General features: G+C 70.4%; 21 protein-coding genes. 10 read left to right on the forward strand and 11 right to left on the reverse strand.

Annotated elements, in window-relative coordinates:
* Window positions 1-12: 12 nt before the first annotated feature.
* From AC5L3X_RS28845 to AC5L3X_RS28875, 7 genes are all read right to left on the reverse strand, one after another.
* Window positions 13-645 (reverse strand): TetR/AcrR family transcriptional regulator, encoded by a 633-nt coding sequence (locus AC5L3X_RS28845; protein WP_494861073.1) that lies wholly within the window; start codon window positions 643-645, stop codon window positions 13-15.
* 88 nt (window positions 646-733) lie between these two features.
* Window positions 734-1,951: a DUF8616 domain-containing protein gene (locus AC5L3X_RS28850; protein WP_494861075.1), complete on the reverse strand. Its 1,218-nt coding sequence runs from the start codon at window positions 1,949-1,951 to the stop codon at window positions 734-736.
* Entirely contained in the window at window positions 1,918-3,915 is a 1,998-nt protein-coding gene (locus AC5L3X_RS28855) for a WXG100-like domain-containing protein (RefSeq protein ID WP_494861076.1), read from the reverse strand. The genes AC5L3X_RS28850 and AC5L3X_RS28855 overlap by 34 nt, the downstream gene beginning before the upstream one ends.
* A 6-nt stretch (window positions 3,916-3,921) precedes the next feature.
* Window positions 3,922-4,215, reverse strand: coding sequence for a hypothetical protein (locus AC5L3X_RS28860; RefSeq protein WP_494861078.1), 294 nt, complete (start codon window positions 4,213-4,215; stop codon window positions 3,922-3,924).
* A gap of 78 nt (window positions 4,216-4,293) precedes the next feature.
* Complete coding sequence (locus AC5L3X_RS28865) at window positions 4,294-4,470, reverse strand: hypothetical protein (protein ID WP_189127009.1); 177 nt, start codon at window positions 4,468-4,470, stop codon at window positions 4,294-4,296.
* 110 nt (window positions 4,471-4,580) lie between these two features.
* A complete protein-coding gene (locus AC5L3X_RS28870) occupies window positions 4,581-6,452 on the reverse strand; it encodes a serine/threonine-protein kinase (protein ID WP_494861080.1) in 1,872 nt (623 codons plus the stop codon).
* Between the two features lie 153 nt (window positions 6,453-6,605).
* A complete protein-coding gene (locus AC5L3X_RS28875; RefSeq protein ID WP_494861178.1) occupies window positions 6,606-7,958 on the reverse strand; it encodes an FAD-binding oxidoreductase in 1,353 nt (450 codons plus the stop codon).
* 109 nt (window positions 7,959-8,067) lie between these two features.
* On the opposite strand from AC5L3X_RS28875, the gene AC5L3X_RS28880 reads away from it, so the two are divergent.
* Window positions 8,068-8,592, forward strand: coding sequence for a hypothetical protein (locus AC5L3X_RS28880; RefSeq protein ID WP_189127010.1), 525 nt, complete (start codon window positions 8,068-8,070; stop codon window positions 8,590-8,592).
* Window positions 8,593-8,636: 44 nt separating this feature from the next.
* Here the strand turns inward: AC5L3X_RS28880 and AC5L3X_RS28885 are convergent, their stop codons facing one another.
* Entirely contained in the window at window positions 8,637-9,842 is a 1,206-nt protein-coding gene (locus AC5L3X_RS28885; RefSeq protein WP_494861082.1) for an aspartate aminotransferase type Ic, read from the reverse strand.
* 214 nt (window positions 9,843-10,056) lie between these two features.
* Between AC5L3X_RS28885 and ctaD the strand changes: the two genes are divergently transcribed.
* The 8 genes from ctaD to AC5L3X_RS28925 all read left to right on the forward strand — a co-directional run bounded on the left by ctaD (window position 10,057) and on the right by AC5L3X_RS28925 (window position 19,133).
* On the forward strand, window positions 10,057-11,733 hold the full coding sequence (gene ctaD, locus AC5L3X_RS28890) for an aa3-type cytochrome oxidase subunit I (protein WP_494861084.1): 1,677 nt from the start codon (window positions 10,057-10,059) through the stop codon (window positions 11,731-11,733).
* Between the two features lie 78 nt (window positions 11,734-11,811).
* Window positions 11,812-12,045 carry a hypothetical protein gene (locus AC5L3X_RS28895; protein ID WP_189127013.1) on the forward strand — a complete coding sequence of 78 codons (234 nt, stop codon included), beginning with the start codon at window positions 11,812-11,814 and terminating at the stop codon, window positions 12,043-12,045.
* Between the two features lie 6 nt (window positions 12,046-12,051).
* A complete protein-coding gene (gene frdA, locus AC5L3X_RS28900; protein ID WP_494861086.1) occupies window positions 12,052-13,785 on the forward strand; it encodes a fumarate reductase (quinol) flavoprotein subunit in 1,734 nt (577 codons plus the stop codon).
* Window positions 13,778-14,518 (forward strand): succinate dehydrogenase iron-sulfur subunit, encoded by a 741-nt coding sequence (gene sdhB / locus AC5L3X_RS28905; protein WP_494861087.1) that lies wholly within the window; start codon window positions 13,778-13,780, stop codon window positions 14,516-14,518. The genes frdA and sdhB overlap by 8 nt, the downstream gene beginning before the upstream one ends.
* Window positions 14,515-14,904: a hypothetical protein gene (locus tag AC5L3X_RS28910; protein ID WP_494861089.1), complete on the forward strand. Its 390-nt coding sequence runs from the start codon at window positions 14,515-14,517 to the stop codon at window positions 14,902-14,904. Before sdhB ends, AC5L3X_RS28910 begins: the two co-directional genes overlap by 4 nt.
* Window positions 14,901-15,242 carry a fumarate reductase subunit FrdD gene (frdD, locus tag AC5L3X_RS28915; RefSeq protein WP_189127016.1) on the forward strand — a complete coding sequence of 114 codons (342 nt, stop codon included), beginning with the start codon at window positions 14,901-14,903 and terminating at the stop codon, window positions 15,240-15,242. Before AC5L3X_RS28910 ends, frdD begins: the two co-directional genes overlap by 4 nt.
* Window positions 15,243-15,365: 123 nt before the next feature.
* Window positions 15,366-18,113, forward strand: coding sequence for an immune inhibitor A domain-containing protein (locus AC5L3X_RS28920; RefSeq protein ID WP_494861091.1), 2,748 nt, complete (start codon window positions 15,366-15,368; stop codon window positions 18,111-18,113).
* An 81-nt stretch (window positions 18,114-18,194) separates the two neighbouring features.
* Window positions 18,195-19,133, forward strand: a complete 939-nt coding sequence (locus tag AC5L3X_RS28925; protein WP_494861093.1) for a diacylglycerol/lipid kinase family protein — start codon at window positions 18,195-18,197, stop codon at window positions 19,131-19,133.
* Between the two features lie 135 nt (window positions 19,134-19,268).
* Here the strand turns inward: AC5L3X_RS28925 and AC5L3X_RS28930 are convergent, their stop codons facing one another.
* From AC5L3X_RS28930 to AC5L3X_RS28940, 3 genes are read right to left on the reverse strand one after another with little or no spacing between them, the layout of a single operon-like run.
* Window positions 19,269-20,054, reverse strand: coding sequence for an SWIM zinc finger family protein (locus AC5L3X_RS28930; protein WP_494861095.1), 786 nt, complete (start codon window positions 20,052-20,054; stop codon window positions 19,269-19,271).
* Window positions 20,055-20,056: 2 nt separating this feature from the next.
* Complete coding sequence (locus AC5L3X_RS28935; protein ID WP_494861097.1) at window positions 20,057-23,128, reverse strand: DEAD/DEAH box helicase; 3,072 nt, start codon at window positions 23,126-23,128, stop codon at window positions 20,057-20,059.
* A 17-nt stretch (window positions 23,129-23,145) separates the two neighbouring features.
* Complete coding sequence (locus tag AC5L3X_RS28940; protein WP_494861099.1) at window positions 23,146-23,811, reverse strand: Uma2 family endonuclease; 666 nt, start codon at window positions 23,809-23,811, stop codon at window positions 23,146-23,148.
* 118 nt (window positions 23,812-23,929) lie between these two features.
* Between AC5L3X_RS28940 and AC5L3X_RS28945 the strand changes: the two genes are divergently transcribed.
* The gene (locus AC5L3X_RS28945; RefSeq protein WP_189127022.1) at window positions 23,930-24,094 is read left to right on the forward strand and encodes a hypothetical protein; all 165 of its coding nucleotides are present in this window, start codon (window positions 23,930-23,932) and stop codon (window positions 24,092-24,094) included.
* The last annotated feature ends 18 nt before the right edge of the window (window positions 24,095-24,112 follow it).

Consider the following 24,112-nt stretch of genomic DNA (forward strand, 5'->3'; position numbering starts at 1 on the left):
GCTCGCTCCTGATCACTGGCCCGCCTCCGTAGTTGACACCGGCGTCAGGCCGATGGCCCGCGCCCAGAGCTTGGTCAGCAGGTCGACCGCCGTCCGCTCGTCGGCCCGCTCACCCAGGTCGAGCCAGACGTGCGCGAAGTGCTCGACCATGCCGCCGAGCATGATCGCGGTGAGCCTGGGGTCGAGGGTGGGATCGGCCAGCCCCTGCTCCTGCAGCCGGCGCAGCCCCTCAGCGCCCCGGCGCACGAACACCTCGCGCAGCTCCAGCAGCAGGTCGCGGAAGCCGTCCTCGGTCAGCGCGGCCTGCTCCAGCATCCTGACCAGCCGCGAGTTGGCGGCCCAGGCGCGCAGGTAGAGCCGGTTGGCGGCCTCGATCCGGGTGTAGGGGTCGCCGGGCGCGGCCGGGCCGACGATGCTCGCGGTGAACATCTCGCCCACCACGGCCCCGGCGACCTCACCGAACAGCGACTCCTTGGAGTCGAAGTAGGTGTAGAACGTGCCGTGCGACACCCCGGCCCGGGCGCAGACGTCGTCGATGCGCGCGGCCTCGTATCCGTGCTCGTCGAACGCCTCCCGCCCAGCCTGCACCAGCGCGGCCCTGGTCCGCCGCCCGCGAGCTGTCAGCGCCTCAGACTTGACGATCACGTCAGCCATCGTACGCGTCCGCTCCAAGCAGGGAAAGCCATCTCTGTCAGCCCTCCTCACCGCCGGAACCGTCCCTTGACCTTGTCGATCACTTGGGGGGAACTATGTCGTCCGGGAGGAAGATGCGTAACTGGCCGCTGCTGCCCAGTTTCCCCGGCTCGGCCGTCGACAGGTAGCCGTCCAGCGACAGCCAGGTCTCGGAGTCGTTGGCGATCACCACGTGCCCGGTCCACTGGGCGATCTCTAACGCGTGCCGGTTCGCGCCAACATGGCAGTTAGTGAGCAGGATGACGTCGTGCTCCGACAGCCAGGGCATGTGCAACAGCAGCGAGGCGGTCTGGTCGGCGTCCAGGCGTTGTGCGCCGATCCAGTTGCCGTCCTCTGAGCCGTGCCCCACGACGTTGAAGAGGCCGTTGACGGGCACTCTGGCGCGGGCGTGAGGGGCCAGTTGCATGTCGTGCGCGTCGTTGAGGTCGCGCAGCCATACGCCTGCGGGGATCCGCTCGACGTCCTGGAAGAGGTGGTGGCGCAGCTGCCGGGAGAGTCGGGGTTTGTTTCGCGGTTCCGAGATCGCGATCGAGTCAGTGTCGCGGCCCTCGGGCACCTGCATGACCAGCAGATGCCGCTCGCCGAACGACTCCAGCTGGGCCACCACCTTCAGCCGGACCCCGGCTCGGAAGACGGCGTGGGCGGGTTTGCCCGAAAGATCCGTCACTCCGATGTACTCGCCCCTGATGGTCAGGCGCACGCTGTTGGGCATGTCGCCCAGGAAGTTAGGTGCGTTGACGCCTTCCAAGATTCCGTGGAAGGCGATCTCGCTGCCGGGCCGGACGTAGCGCGGCAGCCAGTGGGCGGGCACGCGCGCCGAGACGTGGCCCTCCGTGGTGAGCCGGGCGGCGAGCTCGGCGTCCGCCCTGCCGAGGATGGACTCGGCGGCGGTGACGAGCGCCGGGTCGTCGATGCGTTCGGCGAGGAGTTCGTTGACCTGGCGCAGATGGGTGCTCTCCAGCAGGTGTGGCAGTGCGCGGGCGTGGTGGTCTGGTGGTCGCCAGGGCATGTCCCGGAAGTCGGGTGTCAGAGGGGAGGAATCGTGTAGCGGGCCGAGGTCGAGCGGCGCGTTCGGGTCGGTGCGGCTGATCAGTTTCAGGTGTTCGTCGTAGTGGGCGGTCAGGCCATGTCTTTCGAACTCTGGCCGCAACGCCTCGTATCGAGCGCGCAGCGCGGTGCTGTCGGCTTCGGTGAGCAGTGCCTTGCCGACGTAGGCGACATGCTTCAGGAGTGGGTTCCGCCGGATCGCCGCCGACACGGGCGGTCCGTCCCGAAAGCCGTTGTTGCGGGTGAGAAAGCCGTCGTTGCGGGTGAGTGCGACGTACAGCGCTCGCCTGTCCAGCTCCGGCCGGAGCGCGGCGGGCGCGGCGCCCTTGTTCTCCACGTACGGTGGGTCGATGCGGTGCTCGTAGACAATGGTGGGGCGGCCCGGTAGGTGCCCGGAACGCCATTCCTGATGCTGTGCGCGGCGTTGGCACGCATCTCGAACTTGTCGGCCTGTTTGACGGTGATGAACTCGTGGCGAATGGCGCGCGTGCCGTCGTTGAACGTCACCACTTCTTTCCCCGCCAGGAGGAGCGGCATCAGGTCGGTCTGGCGGATGCCGCTGGCCAGGGCGGCGCGCAGTTGGTCGCTGCCGTGGGCCTGGTAGACGACGCCGTCGGCGGTCTGGTGGATGGCGGGGCCGTCCAGGCCGAGGGCGCGCCGGGTCAGCGCGGCCTCTATCGCTTGGGTGGCTGCCTCGCCGGTCAGCTCAAGTGCCTGCGACCCGTCTCGGAAGATGACAACGGTGGTGTCGCCGTACCTGCCCAGGGTCGCGACATCGCTGAGGTTCTCGGTCAGCCGCTGGGCGGGGTCCATCAGGGGGCGATCGGCGCCGGGCGAAGTGGTGTCCCTGAGGTCCGCGATGATCCCGGCTTCCCGGCTCTGGGGGGCGAGGTGCTGGGATGGGCTCTCCGGCGGAGATGAGGCCGCTACCGTTCGGGATGTGTGCGGCGGCGCGGGTTGATCGCTGGCGGGCCGTTCCGGGCCCCAGTTGAGGAGGCTGTCGATGGAGCGGGGCCCAGGTACGAGGTCCTGACGTGGGGTGGAGGGCTGCTGCGCCTGTCGCGCGCCGTCGGGGCTCGCGTGCTGTTGAGGTTCGTGCTGGGCGAGCATGGTGCGAGGGTCTGTGGCTGCTGTCGGACGTGGGGGCGGATCGGTGCCTGGCGCCGGTTCGACGTCTTGTGCGGTCCGTGACGGCGCGTCGCCGTATGGTGCTGGCCGTGGTGGCGGTCCCGTGTGCGCTGCGGGGTCGGCTCGCTGGGAGGGGTCCTGGGAGGCGGTGGTCTGACGGTTTTCCGCCGGAGTGGTGGATGGTGAGTCGGTGGATGGTTCGTGGGTGCCGACTGTGGATGTGTCGGTGTTGGGCCTGCCGAAGTGTGGGTTCCAGCTTGCCCAGTGGGCGTCGGCGGCGCCGATGGCTCCTGAGGTGAAGCCTTTGAGGAGGCGGGTCAGGTCGAAGGGCTGGTCGTCGAAGGCTTGTGTGGTGGCGTCGGTGAGGCCGCCTGCTATGCCGGAGGCGAGCATGAGGTCGAGGAGTCGGCGTGGGGGTGACAGCCAGGTGGCGCCGGTCAGGAATATGCCGTTGAGGATGCCGGTGCCGATGGAGGTGCCAACCTGCTGCAGGTCGATGTTTTCGCGCCGGTTCTGGGTGGACTGGACGTATAGGTCCATCCCGCCCATGAGTCCGCCGAACAGGGCGATGTTGAACAGCAGTCGCTTGGCCAGTTGCGCGATGGCTTCCCGGGTGAAGCGGGCGCGCAGTCCCGCGGTCGCGGTGGCGGTGCCCGCCGTGGCGGGGTTGAGCAGGAAGGGCAGCAGCGTGGCCAGCTGGAAGATCAGCAGCCCGATCGACATGATGATCATGCGCTTGGTGTACTGGACCTGCACGCCGAGGTTGTTCAGCTCTGTCGCCATGGCCGCCAGCCGGATCAGCACCTCCGCCTGGCGGCGGCCGACCCTGCCCGAGGCGTTGGTGACGAAGGCTCTGAACGCCTCACCGTCCCAGGAGTCCTGATCGGGAGGGGTGACGCCTGAGCCTTCGGCGACCTGGTAGGCGGCCTGGGCCAGCGCGTCGGCCAGCGCGAACAGCTTGGACTCCTCGCCCTGGGGCCAGTCCATGCCGACCACCCAGCCGACCCACGGCCGAGCCCAGTCAGGTACGTCCCAGTCGAGCCACACCCGAAGTCAGGGCCCCGGCCGCTCAGCCGCCCGATAGTTCGCGGCGGTGACGCGCAGCCCGTCGCCGACCCCTTCGAGCTCGTCGATGTAGGCGCCGAAGGCATCGATCACACCGTCGCGCATGACCGGGTACCGCTTCTCCATCTCGGCGCCGTACTGGTCATCGCCCATCGGCCGCCCGGCCGCCACGAACGCCTCGCGCACGTCGCGCAGCACACCGCGGACGCGCTCGGCCTCCTGCGCCGAGGCCAGCCCGGACCGCCTGATCTCACGGTCAGCGGCGATGTAGCCGTCACCCATGCCGCCCCCTTCGCGCTAGTAAATCGAAGCAGCATGGTACAGACTGATCGCCAGATATCGGCCTTCCGTTGCCAAACCTCAGCCTTGCCTTCGGGCAGCCCGCCTGAGCTCGTTGAGGATCTCGAACTCTTCGGCCGTCAGATCGCCCGCCACCTCCAGCGTGCCCTCGGCAGCGTGCATGATGATCGGCTCGGGCCGCTCGTCCTGCTCCGGGAGGACCTCGAAGAGTGGAGGCCGCCGGTCGTCAGTGCTCATGCTCCGAACCTACTCCGGTCACGACCGCCCGAGAGCCGCCGTCCTGTCAGATGCGGCGGCTCCAGCCGGACGTCCAGGAGCGGGAGCACCACGGGCAGCCGGGGCGGTGGCTATCTGCGGGACTTCGTCAGCTGCACGGTCGGGCCGACAGTCGGAGCGTCCGTGGGCTCGGCGTCCGGGTCGACCATGTCCGAGGGCTTCTTCGTCTTCGTGACCTTCGGGGTGGGGCTCGGCTTCCTGGTGGTGGGCTTGGCCGTCGGGTACACGATGACCGGATCGGGCGCGGCGGTGGCCGGCGCCTTGGTCTTCCTCGTCTTCGTGGGCTCGTCGAGGCTCGGGGTGGGGAGGGTGTCGGACGGCACCTCGGGGGTCGGCTCGCCGCCCAGCGGGTCGGCCGGCGTGCCGTCGCCGGCGTCGGCCGTGGCCTGCGTGGTGTTGCCCACGGGCACGATGCTGGACCGGCTGTTGGCCTGCACCACGACCGCTCCCACCACGACCAGCACGGCGGCCGCCGCTGCTCCCGTCAGGGCGAACGTCAGCGTTCGCCGCTGCTTGGCCGATCCGTCCCTCTGCTTGGGAGGGGTCGGCTGTCCTGTGGCGCCCGCCTGCCCGGCCCCAGGACCGTACCCGGCTGTTCGCTGACCCACGGTGGCATGGCCCGGACCCTGCGCCGCATGGGTGTGGCCGGCCGCCTGCTGCGCCGCCGGCGCCTGTCCGGGCGTTTGGCGCGATGCGGGGGCATGGCCGGGTGGCTGTGCCGTCGGCGCCTGCTCGCCGCCCGAGGCGGGGCCGAAGGGGGGCTGCTGGCCGCCCATGCCCGGCCAGCCTCCGGCGGAGTGTGGGCCGTTGGGCGTGGAAGGGCCCGCGGTCATGGGGCCGACCGGGCCGACCGGGCCGACCGGGCCGTTCGGGGCGACGGGGTGGCCGAAGGGGCCTGCCTGGCCAGGCTGAGGTCTGTCCCCGGATTGCATCCACGCGGCCAGGGAGCCGTCAGGTGCGGACGGCTGGCCAGGGTGGACCGGCTGACCCGGGTGGGCGTGCGGCCCCGGCCGGCCACCTGCGCCGTGCGCGCCTCCTGGCTGCCCTGGAACGGGCTGCGGACCCGGGCTGACCGGCTGAGGGCGGGGCTGCGCGGGAGGGGCCTGGGGGCCGGAGAGGGCGGCGGAGGGGAAGGGCTGGCCGGTGAGGCGGATGATCAGCTCGTCCGCCGACGGCCGGTGCGCGGGGTCCTTGGACAGGGCCGCCCCGACGACCTGGGCGAGCGCCCCCTCCATCCCGCCGAGCTGCGGCGGCTCGTGCAGGATCCGGTGCATCACCACCGGGATCGAGTCGGCGCCGAAGGCCGGCCTGCCGGTGGCGGCGTACACCATGGTGACGCCCCAGGCGAAGACGTCGGCCGCCCCCGACACGCTGGCGCCGCTGAGCTGCTCGGGCGCCAGGTAGGACGGCGTCCCCATGGCCATGCCGGTGGCGGTCGCGCCGGGCGAGTCCAGGGCGCGGGCGATGCCGAAGTCGATCACGACGGGGCCTTCGGGGCCCATGAGCACGTTCGCGGGCTTGAAGTCGCGGTGCAGGATGCCGGCCCGGTGGATCGCGGCCAGCGCGGTCGCGGTGCTGATCGCCAGCCGTTCGAGGGCGGCCCCACGGCGGGGGCCCTCGTTGATGACCAGCTCGCGCAGCGACGGGCCGGGGACGTACTCGCTGACGATGTACGGCCGGCTGCCCTCCAGGTCGGCGTTGAGCACGGGGGCCGTGCAGAACCGGGCGACCCGTTGCGCGACGGCGACCTCGCGCAGGAAGCGGTTGCGGGCCTCGGGGTCGGCCACGGAGGCGTGGTGCAGCAGCTTGACCGCGACCTGCTCGCCGGAGTCGCTCCTGCCGAGATAGACGACCCCCTGGCCGCCTTCGCCCAGCCGGGCGAGGAGTTCGTACGCCCCCAGCCGTTGCGGGTCGTCCGACGCCAACGGCTGGTACTGATTCACGTCGGACCCCCAAGACCACACATGACAAATCGACAGCTGCGGCGAAACGCTACCAGCGTGACGATTGGTGCGTGGCCGGACCGTGCCAATCTTTCACGTTTTGATGACGGATGTCAGCGTTTCGAAACGGAAACAGCCCCAGGTGAGACCGGGTCAGATGGCCTTGCCCGGATTGAGCAGCCCCAGCGGGTCGAACACCGCCTTGATGCCCCGCTGCACCTCCTGGGTGAGCGGCCCGGACTCCAGCGCCAGCCACCGCTGCTTGAGCAGCCCGACGCCGTGCTCGCCGGTCAGCGTGCCGCCGAGCCCCAGGGCGTGCGTGAAGACCTCGTCGGCCGCCGCCCAGACCTCGGGGGGCGGCTCGGCCGTGCCGTGCTCGAAGATGAAGACCGGGTGCAGGTTGCCGTCGCCGGCGTGGGCGACCGTGCAGATCCGCACGCCGTGCCGTGCCGCGGCCGCCTCGATCGCGGTGATCATGTCCGGCAGCACCGAACGGGGCACGCACACGTCCTCCACCAGGCACGCGCCCAGGCGCTCCTTGGCCTCGTAGGCCATCCTGCGCAGGCCGATCAGCTCCTCGGTCTCCTGCGGGCTGGAGGAGACGGCGACGAACGACGCGCCGTTGTCCACGCAGAGCTCCTCCATCCGCCGCACCGCGGCCTCGGCGTCGGACGCGTCGGACTGGCCGATCAGCATGGCGTTCGTGCCGGGCTCCAGGCCGATGTTGCGCCAGTCGTCGATCGCCTCCAGCGTGGCGCGGTCGAGCAACTCCATCAGCGACGGCTGGCAGCCGGCCGCCATGATCGCCGAAACCGCCGCGCCCGCGTCGCGGAGCGAGCCGAACTCCGCGGCGAACGTCGCGGGCGGCGCGGCCGGCGCCGGGCGCAGCCGTACCGTGGCCGCGGTGATCACGCCGAGCGTGCCCTCGGAGCCGACGAACAGCCCGGTCAGGTCGTAGCCCGTGACGCCCTTCATGGTGCGCCGGCCGGTGTCCAGGATCCGCCCGTCGGCCAGCACGACCTCCAGTCCGAGCGCCGAGTCCCGGGTCACGCCGTACTTCACGCAGCGCAGCCCGCCCGCGTTGGTCGCCAGGTTGCCGCCGATCGTGGAGATCTCGTACGACGACGGATCCGGCGCGTACATGAGCCCGTGCTCCCTGGCCGCCCGGTCGAGGTCGGCGGTGATCACGCCGGGCTCGACCACGGCGATCTCGTCGGCGGGGGAGAGCTCCCTGATCGCGGTCATCCTGGCCAGCGACAGGACGATCGCGCCGTCCGTGGCCGTGGCGGCCCCGGCCAGGCCGGTGCCCGCGCCGCGCGGCACCACGGGCACCCGGTGCTCCGTGGCCCACCGGAGCGTGGTGACCACGTCGTCACGGGAGGTGGCGAGCACCACGCCCAGGGGCTTGCCGGGCTCGACGAACGTGCGGTCACGAGCGTAGGAGTCGGTCACGTCGGGGTCGGTCAGGACGCGGCCGGCGGGCAGGGCGTTCGCCAGGATTTCCATCGGTCTCACAGATAGCAGCCTATGGTTTGCGTGGACCGGTGCTTAAGGCCAGACTGCCCGGGTGAAAGTGATGTGCCCGATGTGCGCCCATGCTGACCAGGTCGCTTCCGTGCCGGGGACCGTGGCCGAGGGCACCACGTACCGGATCGGGCGCGTCCGGCTGCCCGGCGAGCGCGACATCGCCGACCTGCCCACGGCGGCGTCACTGGGCGCCTCCAAGCGGCTGATGAGCCGCACGCAGCTCGCGGTGTGGCTGTCGTTCCCGAGCCGTCACTACACGCCGTGGGTCCGCAACCAGGGCTGGGTGCTGCTCATCATCGCCGCCCTGGTCCACCTGGTGGTCTCGCTGGTGATCGCGATGGGCAAGGACACCGGCTGGGGCGAGGTGCTGCTCGCGCCGTTCTGCCTGACCGGGGTGTTCTGGCTGTTCGGCGTGCTGCAGGTGGTCGGTTCGTACGGCGCGCGCAAGCGGGACCTGGCCGAGGCGCCGGCCAGGGAGCAGGCGTTCGGCGTGTGGCAGCGCCTCTACTACTGCCGCCGCGACAACGTCGCCTTCGAGCCGGGCGTGGACGTGTCGTTCCACCCGAGCGAGACCAGGGAGTACATCTTCGGTTTCCGGCGTACCCGCGTCTGACCGCCCTCCCGGTGTGGTGGGAGGGCGGGCGCGAGCGGCGGCCGTCAGCCCCGCTCCTCCGCGACGAGACGCACGCACACCGCGAGCCCGGCGATGGCCTGCTCCAGCTCCTCCAGGTCGGGGTAGGTCGGCGCGATCCGGATCGTGCTGTCGGCGGGGTCGGTGCCGTAGGGGTGGGTGGCGCCGGCCGGGGTGAGCGCGATGCCCGCGGCCTTGGCCTTGGCCACGACCTCGCCGGCGTGCGGCACCTCCAGGCTGATGAAGTAGCCGCCCTGCGGGCTGGTCCAGGTGGCGAGCCCGCCCAGCTCCTTGGCCAGGACCCGGTCGACCAGCTCGAACTTGGGCCAGATCAGCTCGGCGTGCCGCCGCATGTGCGCGGCCACGCCCTCGGCGTCGCGCAGGAACTCCACGTGGCGCAGCTGGTTGAGCTTGTCGGGGCCGATCGACTGCTTGCCGGTGTTGGCCAGGAACCACGCGACGTTGTCCGGTGAGGAGCCGAAGAAGGCCACGCCGGAGCCCGCCAGCGTCACCTTGGACGTGGAGCCGTAGACGAACGCCCGGTCGGCGTGGCCGTGCTCGGCGCAGAGCGCGAGCAGGTCGGCGAGCTCGGCGGGCGTGTCGGTGAGGTGGTGGACCGCGTAGGCGTTGTCCCAGAAGATCCGGAAGTCGGGCGCGGCGGTCTCCATGGCGGCCAGCCGGCGCACGGTCTCGTCGCTGTAGACGATGCCGGAGGGGTTGCTGTACTTGGGCACGCACCAGATGCCCTTGACGCTCGCGTCGGCGGCGACGAGCCGCTCGACCACGTCCATGTCGGGGCCGTCGGCGCCCATCGGCACCGGCACCATCCTGATGCCGAGCCGCTCGCAGATGGTGAAGTGCCGGTCGTAGCCGGGGACCGGGCAGAGGAACGTGATCTCCGGCTCCTCCACCCAGCGGCGGACGGCGCCGGGGACGGTGGAGAGCAGGGCGTGCACGACCGTGTCGTGCATCATGGCCAGGCTCGCGTTGCCGCCCACGACCAGCTGCGCGGCCGGCACTTGGAGCAGCGGCGCGAACAGCTCGCGCAGCTCGGCCAGGCCCTGCAGGTTGCCGTAGTTGCGGCCGTCGGTCCCGTCGGCCGCCCGGTAGGAGGCCGGCAGCCGGAGCATGTCGTTGGAGAGATCGAGCTGGCGCGGGGACGGCTTGCCGCGGGTCAGGTCGAGCGAGAGGCCACGCTGGACGAGGTCGGCGTAGTCGCGCTGGGCGTTCACGAGATCTTTCTCCTCCGATCGGTACGGATACGAAGGATAGAAGACGCGGCCACCGGACCTGGAACCGGTTTCGCGATGTGGATGGCCCAGATCGGCGCGTCGGGCGCGTCGCGGCACGGGCAATGTCGCCGAACCGCTTCCCGAGCGGCGATCGTTGGCGTGAAATGAGAGGGAATCGGGGGCAGGCCACCACTCCAGTCGGAGGGAGCAAGCCGTGACGACTGTTCGCGAGACCTCGCTCGAGCAGGTCAGACGGCGTCGCACCGGGACCGTGATCGCCTCCTGGCTGTCGACGACCGACCACAAGGTCATCGGTTACCTGTACCTGATCACGTCGTTCGTGTTCTTCCTGGTGGCCGGCGTCATGGCGATGGTGATCAGGGGCGAGCTGGCCCAGCCGGGCATGCAGCTGGTCGATCAGCAGCAGTACAACCAGCTGTTCACCATGCACGGCACGATCATGCTGCTGCTGTTCGCGACCCCGTTGTTCGCCGGGTTCGCCAACGTGGTGATGCCGCTGCAGATCGGCGCTCCCGACGTCGCCTTCCCCCGGCTGAACGCGGTCGCGTACTGGCTGTTCCTGTTCGGCGGGCTGATCGCGCTGGGCGGGTTCGCCGCGCCGGGCGGGGCGGCCGACTTCGGCTGGTTCGCCTACACGCCGCTCGCCTCGGCCACCTACTCGCCCGGCATCGGCGGCGATCTGTGGATCATGGGGCTGGCGCTGTCGGGTCTCGGCACGATCCTCGGGTCGGTCAACTTCGTCACCACGATCATCGGGATGCGCGCGCCCGGCATGACGATGTTCCGGTTACCGCTGTTCACCTGGAACACGCTACTGACCAGCATGCTGGTGCTGATGGCCTTCCCGGTGCTGGCCGCCGCGCTGCTGGTGCTCGAGTCGGACCGCAAGCTCGGCACCCAGGTCTTCCTGGCGGAGAACGGCGGGCCGCTGCTCTGGCAGCACCTGTTCTGGTTCTTCGGCCATCCCGAGGTCTACATCATCGCGCTGCCGTTCTTCGGCATCATCACCGAGGTCATCCCGGTCTTCAGCCGCAAGCCGATCTTCGGGTACATGGGGCTGGTGGGGGCGACCATCGCCATCGCCGGGCTGTCGATGACGGTGTGGGCGCACCACATGTTCCCCACCGGGCAGGTGCTGCTGCCGTTCTTCTCCTTCATGACGTTCCTCATCGCGGTGCCCACGGGTGTGAAGTTCTTCAACTGGATCGGCACCATGTGGCGGGGCCATCTCAGCTTCGAGACCCCCATGCTCTTCTCCATCGGCTTCCTGGTGACGTTCCTGCTCGGCGGGCTCACCGGGGTGATCCTGGCCTCGCCGCCGCTCGACTTCCACATCAGCGACACCTACTTCGTCGTCGCCCACTTCCACTACGTGGTCTTCGGCACCGTGGTGTTCGCGATGTTCGCCGGGTTCTACTTCTGGTGGCCCAAGATGACCGGCAAGATGCTCGACGACCGGCTCGGCAGGGTGCACTTCTGGACGCTGTTCGTCGGCTTCCACACCACGTTCCTGGTGCAGCACTGGCTGGGCGCGATCGGCATGCCGCGCCGCTACGCCGACTACAGCCCGGGTGACGGGTTCACCGCGCTCAACGAGATCTCGTCGGTGGGCGCGTTCCTGCTCGGCGCCTCGACGCTGCCGTTCCTCTACAACGTCTGGAAGACGGCCCGCCACGCGCCCAAGGTCACGCTCGACGACCCATGGGGCTACTGCAACTCCCTGGAGTGGGCCACGTCCTGCCCGCCGCCCCGGCACAACTTCACCTCGATGCCGCCCATCCGTTCCGAACGGCCCGCCTTCGACCTGCACTACCCGCACGCGCCGAAGGAGACGAAGGAGACGGAGTCGCGGCAGGAAACGCCCGGCTGACCCTTTCCCGGCGAAGGTCACGGTGCTTGTGTGGAGGTGACGTTTCGCCAAATTTTCGCCTATCTAAGGAGATCGGCGATGACAGGCACGAAGACCCCCTTCGCCCCCGAGACGGCCCCCTGCGGGAAGAGGTCCGGCGGTGAACGCCTGTTCGACGACGACGGCTACGGCCTGGTGATCCGCGACCAGTTCTTCGACTGCGGCTGCCGCCGGATCCGGCACGAGTACCACGACGGCAGCATCCACCTGTCCGTCGTCCGCCATGACGGCAGGCGCGTACGAGACCAGAGCGAACCCGACCGCGGGAAGTGAACGCAGATGATCGATGTGCTCATCGTCGGAGGGGGTGGAGCGGGTCTGCGCGCGGCCCTCGCGGTCGCCGAGACGGACCCGGCGCTGAAGGTGGCGGTCGTGTCGAAGGTCTACCCGATGCGCAGCCACACGGTCTCCGCCGAGGGCGGCGCGGCGGCCGTGATCGGCGTGGGAGACACGCTCGACGAGCACTGCTACGACACGATCTCGGGCGGCGACTGGCTGTGCGACCAGGACGCGGTGGAGGCGTTCGTGGCCGAGGCGCCCCGGGAGCTGATCCAGCTGGAGCACTGGGGCTGCCCGTGGAGCCGGGAGGCCGACGGCCGGGTCGCGGTCCGCCCGTTCGGGGGCATGAAGCGGATGCGCACCTGGTACGCCGCCGACAAGACCGGGTTCCACCTGCTGCACACCCTGTTCCAAACGACCCTGAAATATCAGGACATCATCAGGTACGACGAGTGGTACGTCACCACCCTCGTCGTCGACGACGGCCGCGTCCACGGCGTCGTGGCCCTCGACATCAGGACCGGCCGCGTCGAGACCATCGCCGCCCGGACCGTCGTCCTGGCCACCGGCGGCGGCGGCCGGGTCTTCCCGTTCACCACCAACGCCGCGATCAAGACCGGCGACGGCATGGCCCTCGCCTACCGGGCGGGAGCCCCGCTCAAGGACATGGAGTTCGTCCAGTACCACCCGACCGGCCTGCCGTTCACCGGCATCCTCATCACCGAGGCGGCCCGCGCCGAGGGCGGCTGGCTGATCAACAAGGACGGCTACCGCTATCTGCAGGACTACGACCTCGGCCGCCCGACCCCCACTCCCCGGCTGCGCGCCATGGAGCTCGGCCCGCGCGACCGCCTGTCCCAGGCGTTCGTCCACGAGCAGCGGAAGGGCCGCACGGTCGACACCCCGTATGGGCCGGTCGTCTACCTCGACCTGCGGCATCTGGGGGAGTCGAAGATCGACGCTCGCATCCCGTTCGTCCGCGAGCTGTGCCGCAGCTACCAGAACCTCGACCCGGCCACCGACCTCATCCCGGTCCGCCCGGTCGTGCACTACATGATGGGCGGGGTCCACACCGACCTCGACGGCGCGACCACGATCGCCGGACTGTTCGCCGCCGGCGAGACGGCCTGCGTGAGCATCAACGGCGCCAACCGGCTCGGCTCCAACTCGCTCCCGGAGATCCTGGTCTTTGGCCGCCGGGCCGGCGTCGCCGCCGCGGAGTTCGCCCGTGCCCACCGGGAGAGCGAGCCGCCCGCCGTACGGAGCCAGGGAGACGACGAGGCGCGGCGGCTGGCGCGGACGCGCGAGGGGTCGCGCACGGGGGAGCGGATCGCCGACCTGCGCGAGCGGATGCAACACGCGCTCGAAGGCGCGGCCGGGATCTACCGCACCGGCGACGAGCTCACCAAGGCCGTGGACACGCTGGCCGACCTGCGTGAGCGGGCGCAGGAGGCCCGTCTCGAGGACACCAGCGCGACGTTCAACACCGAGCTGATCAACCTGCAGGAGCTGTGCGCCATGCTCGACGTCGCGCGGACCGTCGTGGCCTGCGCGCTGGGCAGGCAGGAGTCGCGCGGCGCCCACCAGCGCACCGACTTCCCGGCCAGGGACGACGAGACCTACCTGGCGCACTCGCTGGTGCACCGCGCGCCCGACGGCACGCCGTCGGTCGGCCTGCTACCCGTGACGATCACCCGCTGGCCTCCAGGCGAAAGGGTCTACGGCCGTGACTGACACCGAGCAACCGGCCACGATCAGGCTGGAGGTCGCCCGCTACCGTCCGGAACAGGACAGCGAGCCGGTCTTCCAGGGCTACGACGTGCCGCTGATGGACGACTGGGCGGTGCTCGACGGGCTCACCTACGTCAAGGACCGGCTCGACGGCAGCCTGTCCTTCCGCTGGTCGTGCCGGATGGGCATCTGCGGCTCGTGCGGCATGAACGTCAACGGCGAGCCCCGGCTGACCTGCGGGTCGTTCCTCGCCGAGTACGGCGACGGCCCCATCAGGATCGAGCCGCTGAAGGGCTTCCCGGTGATCAGGGACCTGGTCGTGGACATCGACGACTTCCTGGACAAGCTCTCGTCGGTGCGCCCCTGGCTGATCAGGGAGGGCGAGGAGCCGCCGCTGACCGCGGAGTACGCGCAGACGCCCGAGCAGCTCGACGCCTACAAGCAGTACAGCATGTGCGTCAACTGCATGCTGTGCTACTCGGCCTGCCCCGTCTATGTGCTGGACCCCGACTTCCTCGGCCCGGCGGCCATCGCGCTGGCGCAGCGCTACAACCTCGACTCGCGCGACATGGGTGACCGGTTCGACGTGCTCAACCTGGACGAGGCGGTGTGGGGGTGCGTGTTCGTGGGGGACTGCACGCGGGTGTGCCCCAAGCACGTGGACCCGGCCGAGGCCATCCAGCGCTACAAGCTGACCGCCGCGCTGCGCTCGGTGCTGCCCTGGAGCAGGCGATGACGGCCCGGGCGCCGTACCGGGCGCCCCGGGACAGGCTGTGGTTCGCCCGGACCCGCTCCGCCACGGTGTTCGTGCTGCGTGAGCTGACCAGCGTGTTCGTGGCCTGGTCGGTGGTCTTCCTGCTGCTGCTCGCCGACGCCGTGCTGAGCGGGACCACGCGGGAGTTCGCCGCGCTGGCCGCCCGGCCCTGGATGATCGCCCTGAACGTGGTGGCGCTGGCCGCGACCGCCTTCCACGCCGTCACGTTCCTCAACCTGGCGCCCAAGGCCACCGTGGTCAGGCTGGACGGCTGGCGGGTGCCCGCCTGGATGATCCAGGGCGGCAACCACTCGGCCTGGCTGGTGATCTCCGGGCTGATCGCCTACTTCGTGCTGAGGTCGTCGTGAAGCGGACCCTGGAGCCGTACCTGTGGCTGCTGTTCAGCGGCGGCGGGGTGGTGGCGGCGCTGGCGCTGCCCGTGCTGGTGCTGCTGTTCGGGGTGCTGATGCCGCTGGGGGTGGTCGACTGGCCGTCCGCCGGCCATCTGACCGCGCTCCTGGACCACCTGCTGGTACGGCTCGCGCTGGTGGTCGTCGTGGTGCTCTGCCTGTTCCACGCGGCGCACCGGATCAGGTTCACCAGTGAGGAGTTGCTGGGCATCGCCCGCTTCGACCTGGTGATCGCGGTGCTCTGCTACGGCGCGGCCGTCGCGGGCGGGGTGACCGCCGCCGTTGTGCTGTTGTGAAATGTCCTGAAATCATTACATTTCAACTTTCCTCTTTACGGTGGCTTTACTCACCCTCTACCGTCCCGCATGGCAATACCTCATGGCCATGCGCCCGGCGATGCCGGGCAGAGAGGGTTCCCGGTGCACAGAAAAAAGCGCCTGTTAGCCACACTCCCGGCGGCCGCCCTCCTCGGAGCCGCACTCACCGCCCCTCCGGCGGCTCAGGCCTCCGTCGCGACGTACGAGCCGAGCGCGTCCGACTACTACATCAACTACGCGCCCCCGAGAGTCGAACCGGATCCCGGCGATCCGCGCCTTCCCGGCAAGAACGCCCGCTCCCTCACTCCGGCTCAGAAGATCGACCGCAAGTTCGCCAGCGGCAACCCGGTCACCGCCAGGGTCCTGGCGAATCGCGAGAACCAGGCCATCAAGACCGGCCGCAACCCCGCTGAGTTCATCTTCAAGAACGCCAAGCAGGCCAAGACCGCCAAGCTCCTGACCGTGCTGGTCGAGTTCAACGAGAACGCGAACGACGACTTCTCCGGCTTCAACCGGCTGCGCACCGTCGACAGCCCGCCGGACGACTGCCTCGTCGAGCCGCCCGGCACCAGGATGAACGGGCCGCTGCACAACACGATCCCCGACCCGGCCACGCTGCCGAACAAGGACAACAACTCCTTCTGGGTCAAGGACTTCAGCACCGCCCACTTCAACAAGATGCTTTACACCGACCAGGGCATCACCGAGCGCGTGCGTCCCGACCTGAAGGACCCGCGCGACGGCAGACCCGGCATCGACATCTCCGGCTTCACGCTGAAGAAGATGTACGAGGAGATGTCCAAGGGCGCCTACTCCGTCACCGGCTCGGCCGTCGGCTGGATCAAGGCCCCGCACTCCGAAGCGTGGTACGGCGCCGCCGCCTGCGGCGGCAATCCCCAGGACATGTCCGGCCACCCCGACAACCCGCTCGGCGCCGGGCAACTGGCCATCGACGCGGTCAACGTGCTCGCCCAGACCCAGCCCGACTTCCCCTGGGCCGACTACGACCTCGAGGACGTCTCCGACGCCGACGGCGACGGCGACTTCGCCGAGCCCGACGGCGTCATCGACCACCTCGTGCTCGTGCACGCCGGCAAGGACAAGTCCGCCGACGGCGGCGCGGAGGGCACCTACGCCATCTGGGCGCACTCCAGCGCGGTCGCCGGCGGCTACCAGGTGCCCGGCACCGACAAGAAGATCTCCAACTACATCGTGCAGCCCGAGGACTCCGGCGTCGGCGTCTTCGCCCACGAGTACGGCCACGACCTCGGCCTGCCCGACCTGTACGACACCTCCGGCTCCGGCAGCTCCGCCGTGGACTTCTGGGACCTGATGTCGAGCGGCTCGCACTCCGGGCCGATCTTCCAGTCGATGCCCACCCACATGGGCCTGTGGGACAAGTGGGTGCTCGGCTGGGCCAACCCCAAGGTCTTCGACCCGGGTGACCGCAAGGGCCTCGTCACCGTCGGCCAGTCCTCGCGCACGCCCAAGCTCACCCAGGACGGCGTCCGGGTCAACCTGGCGTCCGAGCCGCTGAAGATGATCGACCCGCACAGCGGCGCCAACGCCTGGTGGTCCGGCATGGACCAGGAGTGGGCCAACGTCTCCCTGGTCCGCGACGTGCAGGTGCCCGCCGGCACCGACGTCCGGTTCTGGATGTGGAACAACTACGAGATCGAGTCCGACTGGGACTTCGGCTTCGTCGAGGTGTCCACCGACAACGGTCAGACCTGGGCCCAGCAGAAGGTCTTCGACGAGGCCGGCACCGAGGTCACCACCCCGGACGACTACCCGGACCCGAACAAGAACCTCAAGACGTTCGGCGACAAGAAGTACGGCCTCACCGGTGACACCCCGGGCTGGCGGCACGACTACGTCAACCTGACCCCGTTCGCCGGGCAGACGGTCAAGCTGCGGCTCGTCTACAACACCGACGCCGCCTTCACCCCGCGCGGCTGGCACGCCGACGACTTCGAGCTCACCAACGGCGGCACCGCCGTGTGGAGCGACGACGTCGAGGGCGGCGCGAACGGCTGGCACGCCTCCGGCGGCACGTTCACCAACACCAGCGGCCAGGGCTGGACGATCAACAACGGCTCGCGTGAGATCTCCCGCTTCTACCTCGCCGAGTGGCGCAACTTCGACGGGTTCGACAAGGGCCTGCAGTACGCCTACGACACCACGTACTCGCGTGACGGCGCCTGGAAGGTGGAGAAGGTCAAGTACAACGCCCCCGGCCTGCTGGTCTGGTACCGCGACTCGACCTACACCAACAACGTGATCGTCCCCAACCTCAACCTGCCGCCGAGCATCGGCAGCAAGGGCACCCTGCTCCTGGTCGACTCCCACTTCGAGCCGCTACGCCGGGACGGCGCCGCGGCCACGAAGGACCCGTCCAGGAACAAGAACATGGAAGGGCGTACACAGACGTCCAACGCGGCGTTCTCCTTCGGCAAGACCTACCCGCTCAAGGAGTGCCTCGAGGCGCCCGACGAGCCGTTCAGCGAGTACTGCACCGAGATCAAGGCGCTCAAGGGCGTCTCGCAGTTCACCGACGCCAAGACCTGGTATCCGGGTCTGGAGGTGCAGAACGGGTCGCTCTTCTACCGTGACTTCGACGCCTCCGTCGTGGTCCCGTCCAAGGACGACCAGATGTACACCACCCGCGTCGTGAACCTCGACGGCACCCCCGCCACCGAGCTGTACGGCACGGACCTCGGCGACGGGCACATCCTCGGCACCGGCAACCCCGGCGACGAGGGCAAGGCCCTGGGCGTGCAGTTCCAGCTGGTCTCGCCGCTGCCGGGCAACCTGGCCGCGGTCATCCAGGTGACGCCGCCCAAGAAGTGACCCTCCGGGGCCGCCGGGACCCCCTCCCGGCGGCCCTGAGGCGACCTCAGGCACCGGCCGCTACGCCTACGATTGATGACCATGAGCGAACTGCGCACCAAGGCCGAGCACACCGAGGCGATCCGCACGGAACGCCGGGTGGCGGTGGTGGTCAACACTCGCTCCCGGCGGGGCCGGCGCCACTACTTCGAGGTGATCGACCAGATTCACGCGCTCGGCATCGAGCCGCTGGCCGAGATCGGCGTCTACAACCCCAAGCGGCTGCGCGACCTGCTCGACACCGCCCTCGCCACCGGCCCCGACCTGCTGGTCGTGGGCGGCGGCGACGGCACCCTCTCCTCGGCCGTCCGCCACGTCGCCCACCGCGACGTCGCCCTCGGCGTGCTGCCGCTCGGCACCACCAACAACTTCGCCCGCAGCCTCGGCCTGCCGCTCGACCTGGCTGGCGCGATCCGGGTGTTCACCACCGGCAAGGTCGCCGACATCGACCTTGGCATGGCCGACGACCGGCCGTTCGCCAACCTGGCCAGCTTCGGCGTCTCGGTCGAGGTGGCGGGCAAGGTCAAGCCCTGGCTCAAGCGCGTCATCGGCCGCCCCGCCTACCCGCTCACCGCACTCACGATCCTGCCGGGCCACACGCCGTTCCGCGCCTACATCACGGTCGACGGCGAGCGCCACGAGCTGCTCACCCACCAGCTCAACATCGCCAACGGCCGCTTCCACGGCGGCTGGCAGGTGGCCAAGGACATCAGCATCGACAACGGCCTGCTCGTCGCCTACCAGCTCGGCTCGGGCAAGAAGCTGCGGCTGCTCATCGAGACCCTGGCCCGCGCCACGACCGGCCGCTGGCGCAGCCTGGCCGGCGGCCCGTTCGTCACGGGCCGCGAGATGCTGCTGGAGACCGACCCGCCGATGGCCGCCGACGTCGACGGCGAGGTGCGCCTGCGCACCCCGATCCGCCTGCGCGTGGTGCCCAACGGCGTCCGCGTGATGGTGCCCGCCTCCTTCGAGGACAGCTGACCGGTACAACGGGGGCACCGAGCCGCCAGGACGTCCCGCCGGATACGGCCGTGAGACCCGTCACGTCAGGGCGGCCGGGCTGAGCCCGACGCTGGTGTCCGGAGTCTTCGTTGCGAGAGTGCCGCGGCGGGCGTGCTAGGAATCACCCAGGCGCAGGTAGGCGGGGGTCAGCGCCGGGGCCAGGTCGCCGGGCGGCGGGAAGACGCGCAGCAGCAGATCGGGTGCCGCCGCCGACGGGCGGCGCTCCGGCCGGTGCGCCGTCGCGCCCGGCGCGTAGAAGTCGGCCAGCCGGTCGGCGAACGGCACGTCCTCCACCTGTGACAGGCCGGCCGCCGCGGGCTCGTCGGCCAGCGACCCCAGCAGCTCCTCCCGGCCCCGGCCGCGCCAGGCCAGCACCAGGAACGGATCGTCGTCGAACGACTCCGCCAGCAGATACAGCACCGCCGACAGGTGCTTGCACGGGAAACCCCAGTCGGGGCACGAGCAGTCCATGTCGAGGTCGCGCGGGAACAGGTCGACGCCCAGCGCGGCGAACACCTCCTCGATCTCCGTCGGCATCTCGCCGGCCAGCAGTTTGGCCCGATGCACCGCCTGCGCCGCGATCGCCTCCTCGATCGACGCCCACCGCTCCTCGTCGTACGCCTCGATCCTGATCGTGACCCGGTAGGGCTTGGGCCGCGAGCCCTGGACGGACGCGCGGACCAGGCCGGGGGACAGGTCGATGGACAGGACCTGCCCCTTGCGGGCGTAGGCGCGCCCGCGCGTCAGGCGGCCCTTGTCGCAGACCCGCTCCAGGATGTCGATGAACCGTCTCGACCACCAGGTGGAGCCGATCGAGCCGCGTTGCGTGCGGGCCCGGATCCCGCCCTCGACACTGATCGCCCTGGTCGCCTCGAACCAGCCGTCCCTGCCGATCGGCATGCTCAGGCCACCCCCTCGGCCGTCAGCCGGAACACGTCGCGCAGCTCCTCGGTGGACAGGTCGGTCAGCCAGTCCTCGCCGGTGCCGACCACGCGCTCGGCGAGCGCCTTCTTGCGTTCGATCATCTCGTCGACGCGCTCCTCCAGCGTGCCCGCGCAGATCAGCTTGCGGACCTGTACGTTCTTCCGCTGCCCGATGCGGAAGGCGCGGTCGGTCGCCTGGTCCTCGACGGCGGGGTTCCACCAGCGGTCGACGTGGATCACATGGTTGGCGGCCGTCAGGTTGAGGCCCACGCCCGCCGCCTTGAGCGACAGCAGGAACAGCGTCGGCTCCTCGTCCCGCTGGAACCGCTCGACCAGCCGGTCACGCGTCTTCTTCGGCAGCCCGCCGTGCAGCCAGAGCACCGGCCGGTCGAGCCGCTGCGCCAGGTAGGGCTGGAGCATCGTGCCGAACTCCGCGTACTGCGTGAACACCAGCGCCTTCTCGCCCTCGGCCAGGACCTCCTCGGCCAGCTGCTCCAGCCGGGCCAGCTTGCCCGACCGCCCGGCCAGCCGGGAGCCGTCCTTGAGCAGGTGGGCGGGGTGGTTGCAGACCTGCTTGAGTCTGGCCATGGCCGCCAGCACCTGGCCGCGCCGCTCGATGCCCTCGCTGCCGTCGATCCTGGCCAGCATGTCCTCGACGACCGCCTGGTAGAGCGTGGCCTGCTCGGGGGTGAGCGGGCACCACTCCTTGACCTCCAGCTTCTCTGGCAGGTCGGAGATGATGGACTTGTCGGTTTTGACCCGCCGGAGTACGAACGGGCCGGTCGCCCGCTTGAGCGCCCGCGCCGCCTGCTCGTCCTGGCGCGCCTCGATCGGCTCCTGGAAGCGGCTCCTGAACCTCTGCCGCGAGCCCAGCAGCCCCGGGTTGGCGAACTCCATGATCGACCAGAGCTCGGCGAGGTGGTTCTCGACCGGTGTGCCGGTCAGCGCCAGCCGGGTCGGGGCCGGAATGGCGCGCACCGCCCGCGCCTGGAGGGTGCCGCTGTTCTTGATCGCCTGGGCCTCGTCGCACACCACCCGGCGCCACTCGACCTGCCGCAGTGCCTCCAGGTCGCGCTGCGCCGTGCCGTAGGTGGTGATCACCAGGTCGGCGCCCGCGATCTCCGCCGTGTCGCGCCCGCCGCCGTGGTGGACGTAGACGCGCAACCCCGGCGCGAACCTGGCCGCCTCACGCTGCCAGTTGCCCACCAGCGACATCGGGCACACCAGCAGCGTCGGCGTCTCAGCCGCCTCGTGCACCAGCAGCGCCAGCGTGGTGACCGTCTTGCCCAGGCCCATGTCGTCGGCCAGCACCCCGCCCAGGCCCAGCTCCGACAGGAAGCTCAGCCAGGCCAGCCCCCGCTCCTGGTAGGGCCTGAGCACGGCGTCGAGGCCATGGGGCGTGGCCAGCGGACGCAACCGCTGCTCGGCCTGGCCGGACAGCAGGTCGCCGAGCACCCCGTCGGCGTCGACCGCCACCAGCGGCAGCTCGTCGTCGCCCTGCACGACCTGCCGCAGCAGGTCGGCGACGGGCAACTCGCCCGTCCGCTCGCGCTCCACGGCCTTCAGCGCCGCGTCGAGCCCGCGGTCGTCGAGCTCCACCCACTGCCCGCGGACCCGGACCAGCGGCACCTTGAGCCTGGCCAGCTCGGCCAGCTCCTCCTCGCTGATCGTCTCGTCGCCCACCGCGAGGTCGATCCGGAAGTCGACCAGCTCGCGCAGCCCGAACCCCTGGCTCGCCACCGCCTGCGACCTGGCGCGGGTGGTCAGCTTCAGGCCCAGCCTGCTGCGGCCCGCCCAGCGCGGCAGCTGCACCCCGAACCCCGCCGCCTGCAGCAGCGGCGCCGCCTGCCTCAGGAACGCGAACGCGCCCGCCGTGTCGAGCCGCAGCTCGTCCGGCTCGGCCACGCGCAACGTCCGGTCGAGCTCGGGATACAGCCGCGCGGCGCGGCCCAGCCCGGCCAGCAGCTCCCGCTCGGGCCGGCCGGGCAGGCCCGTGACCCGCTCGCCCCTCCACACCGTGCGCGCCGGCACGTACAGGCTCGGGTCGTCGGCCGCCTGCAGAGCCAGCTCCACCCGCCACTCACCGCCCCCGGCAGGCTCGGCGACCCTGGCGGTCTCACCGGCTTCGGCAGGTTCGACGGCCGGGGTGCGCTCGCTCTCCCCGGCAGGTGTGCCGGGGACGGGGGGTTCCACGAGACGGAAGCAGACGCGGGTGGCGCCCTCGGCCCTGGTGACCGCTTCGCGCCACGCCTCCAGCTCCGTCCGCAGCCGAGGATCGTCAGGGCAGGAGGAGTCGGGGCCGGTCAGCGCCGCGAGCCAGCGCTCTTCGAGCGTCTTCGGCCCGCTCACCAGCGGCTCGTGCAGAGCCTGCCTCATCAATGCGTCGGTGAACACGTCGAGCGCCTCGGTGAGCACCGCGCCGGACGGGCGCTCGGTCGCGGCGGTGCGGCAGGCGGGCGGCATCGCCTCGGCCAGCTCCCTCGCGTAGGCGGCGTCGGCGCCGGTCACCACCGGCCGCCACACCGCCCGCGCGCCCGCCTCCGGCCCGTCCCGCTGGGCGCGTGGGCCGCCGGCCCGGGCGGTGGGGGCAGACGCCGGGGCGGTGACCAACTGGGGGATGACGCGTCCGCGTCGCAACAGATCGTGGGCGAAGGCGGCGACGGCCGCCCAGTGGCGGACGGTGGCGGTGGGCGGGGGCTGCGCGAGGACGCGCAGGGCGTCGCCGGTGGCCGGCACGACGGCGGGCACCCGCCACAACCGCAGACGCGGCCTGACCACCTCGGACAGCCGTCCCGTCTCGGGCGACGGCACCGGCTCCCTGACCGATCCGGGCAGCAACAGCTCCAGCACCCGTTCAGTGCCCTCGGCTTCGAGACCGGTGTGGGCGAGGGCGTCGGCGAGGGTGTGGGACGGTGCGGCGAAGGGGTGAAGGCGCGCGGTCCCGGATCTGGTCGCCGGGGAGGCAGGAAGGGCAAGGGATGGAGCGGAATCGGGAATCTCCGCCCAGAACGCGAGACCGTCTCCCGCCCAGACCGCGTGTAGCACCAGCACCACGGCAGGCTACCCGCTCAACGGAAGATCAGGTCTGTCTCCAGCTTGATCCCGAACGGCTCAGGCAGCTCCAGCGGTTGGCCGGATTCGGCGATGACCGAGGTCTGATACCTCCCTGCGAAGAGGTCGCACAGCAGTCTGACCGATGGCCGTTCGGAGAAGTCGTCCAAGATCAGCATCACAGGAATGCCAGCCCGTGCGTACTCGGCGGGCTTGATGGTCAGATCATCGTGAGGACTGTCGGAAGAGATCACCTCCACCGCCATCAGGGTGCCATAGCCGTACGCCCGGTTGTCGTCGAACTCCGGGCAGTCCGGCGGCGCGATGAGCAGGTCGGGCAGCCGCTTGTCACCACGCTCGGGAGGAATGTGCACCGCCCAGCACTGGTGGAACTCCCAGCCGTTCTTCCGCTTCACGTCATACAGCTGGTCGGCCAGACGGTCGAGCAGGACGCCATGACGTCGTTTCGCCCAGGGGCTCACTATGATCCTTCCGCCCACGATCTCAGCTCTCCAGCCGTCCTGGATGAGGTCCTGCCAGAGCCGCTCGCGGCGGAGCTCGTCCTCGGTCGGGCCGGATGCCCCCCATCCCGGCCCCCACGCGCGGGCGGATGGCGGCTGCGGCTCGGGACCCCGCACGGTGTCGTGCTGGCGGGTTTTCCTGCGCGTGATGCCGGTGGCCATGGCCGTCACCCCTTCGTCCGTGTCATCGAGAACACTACACCGCGTGACCGTTCGTTGACCCAGCGAGAGAGTGGCCGCGGACCGCGGCGAGCGAAGGGAGGAGTCGTAGGCTTGAGGTATGAATCCTCCCGGATCGTGGTGTGAGCGGCCCAAGCCGCAGGCTCCCTCGTGCGAGCTCCCGTCCGCGTGGAGCAAGCCGAAGAAGCCCGACAACTGGTGTGAGACGCCCAAGTCGCCGATCTTGTCGGTGCTCGACTTCCTGGTTCGCGCCGCCAGGAGGTGACGGCCCGCGCCGTCGCGC

Source organism: Nonomuraea sp. CX421 (assembly GCF_059358955.1).

Excerpts from the sequence above, each read along its gene's own strand:
- AC5L3X_RS28895 (WP_189127013.1), top strand. The coding sequence starts at position 11,812 with ATGACAGGCACGAAGACCCCCTTCGCCCCCGAGACGGCCCCCTGCGGG.
- AC5L3X_RS28945 (WP_189127022.1), top strand. The coding sequence starts at position 23,930 with ATGAATCCTCCCGGATCGTGGTGTGAGCGGCCCAAGCCGCAGGCTCCC.
- AC5L3X_RS28910 (WP_494861089.1), top strand. The coding sequence starts at position 14,515 with ATGACGGCCCGGGCGCCGTACCGGGCGCCCCGGGACAGGCTGTGGTTC.
- AC5L3X_RS28875 (WP_494861178.1), bottom strand. The coding sequence starts at position 7,958 with ATGGAAATCCTGGCGAACGCCCTGCCCGCCGGCCGCGTCCTGACCGAC.
- AC5L3X_RS28930 (WP_494861095.1), bottom strand. The coding sequence starts at position 20,054 with ATGCCGATCGGCAGGGACGGCTGGTTCGAGGCGACCAGGGCGATCAGT.
- frdA (WP_494861086.1), top strand. The coding sequence starts at position 12,052 with ATGATCGATGTGCTCATCGTCGGAGGGGGTGGAGCGGGTCTGCGCGCG.
- AC5L3X_RS28865 (WP_189127009.1), bottom strand. The coding sequence starts at position 4,470 with ATGAGCACTGACGACCGGCGGCCTCCACTCTTCGAGGTCCTCCCGGAG.
- AC5L3X_RS28940 (WP_494861099.1), bottom strand. The coding sequence starts at position 23,811 with ATGGCCACCGGCATCACGCGCAGGAAAACCCGCCAGCACGACACCGTG.
- AC5L3X_RS28860 (WP_494861078.1), bottom strand. The coding sequence starts at position 4,215 with ATGGGTGACGGCTACATCGCCGCTGACCGTGAGATCAGGCGGTCCGGG.
- AC5L3X_RS28925 (WP_494861093.1), top strand. The coding sequence starts at position 18,195 with ATGAGCGAACTGCGCACCAAGGCCGAGCACACCGAGGCGATCCGCACG.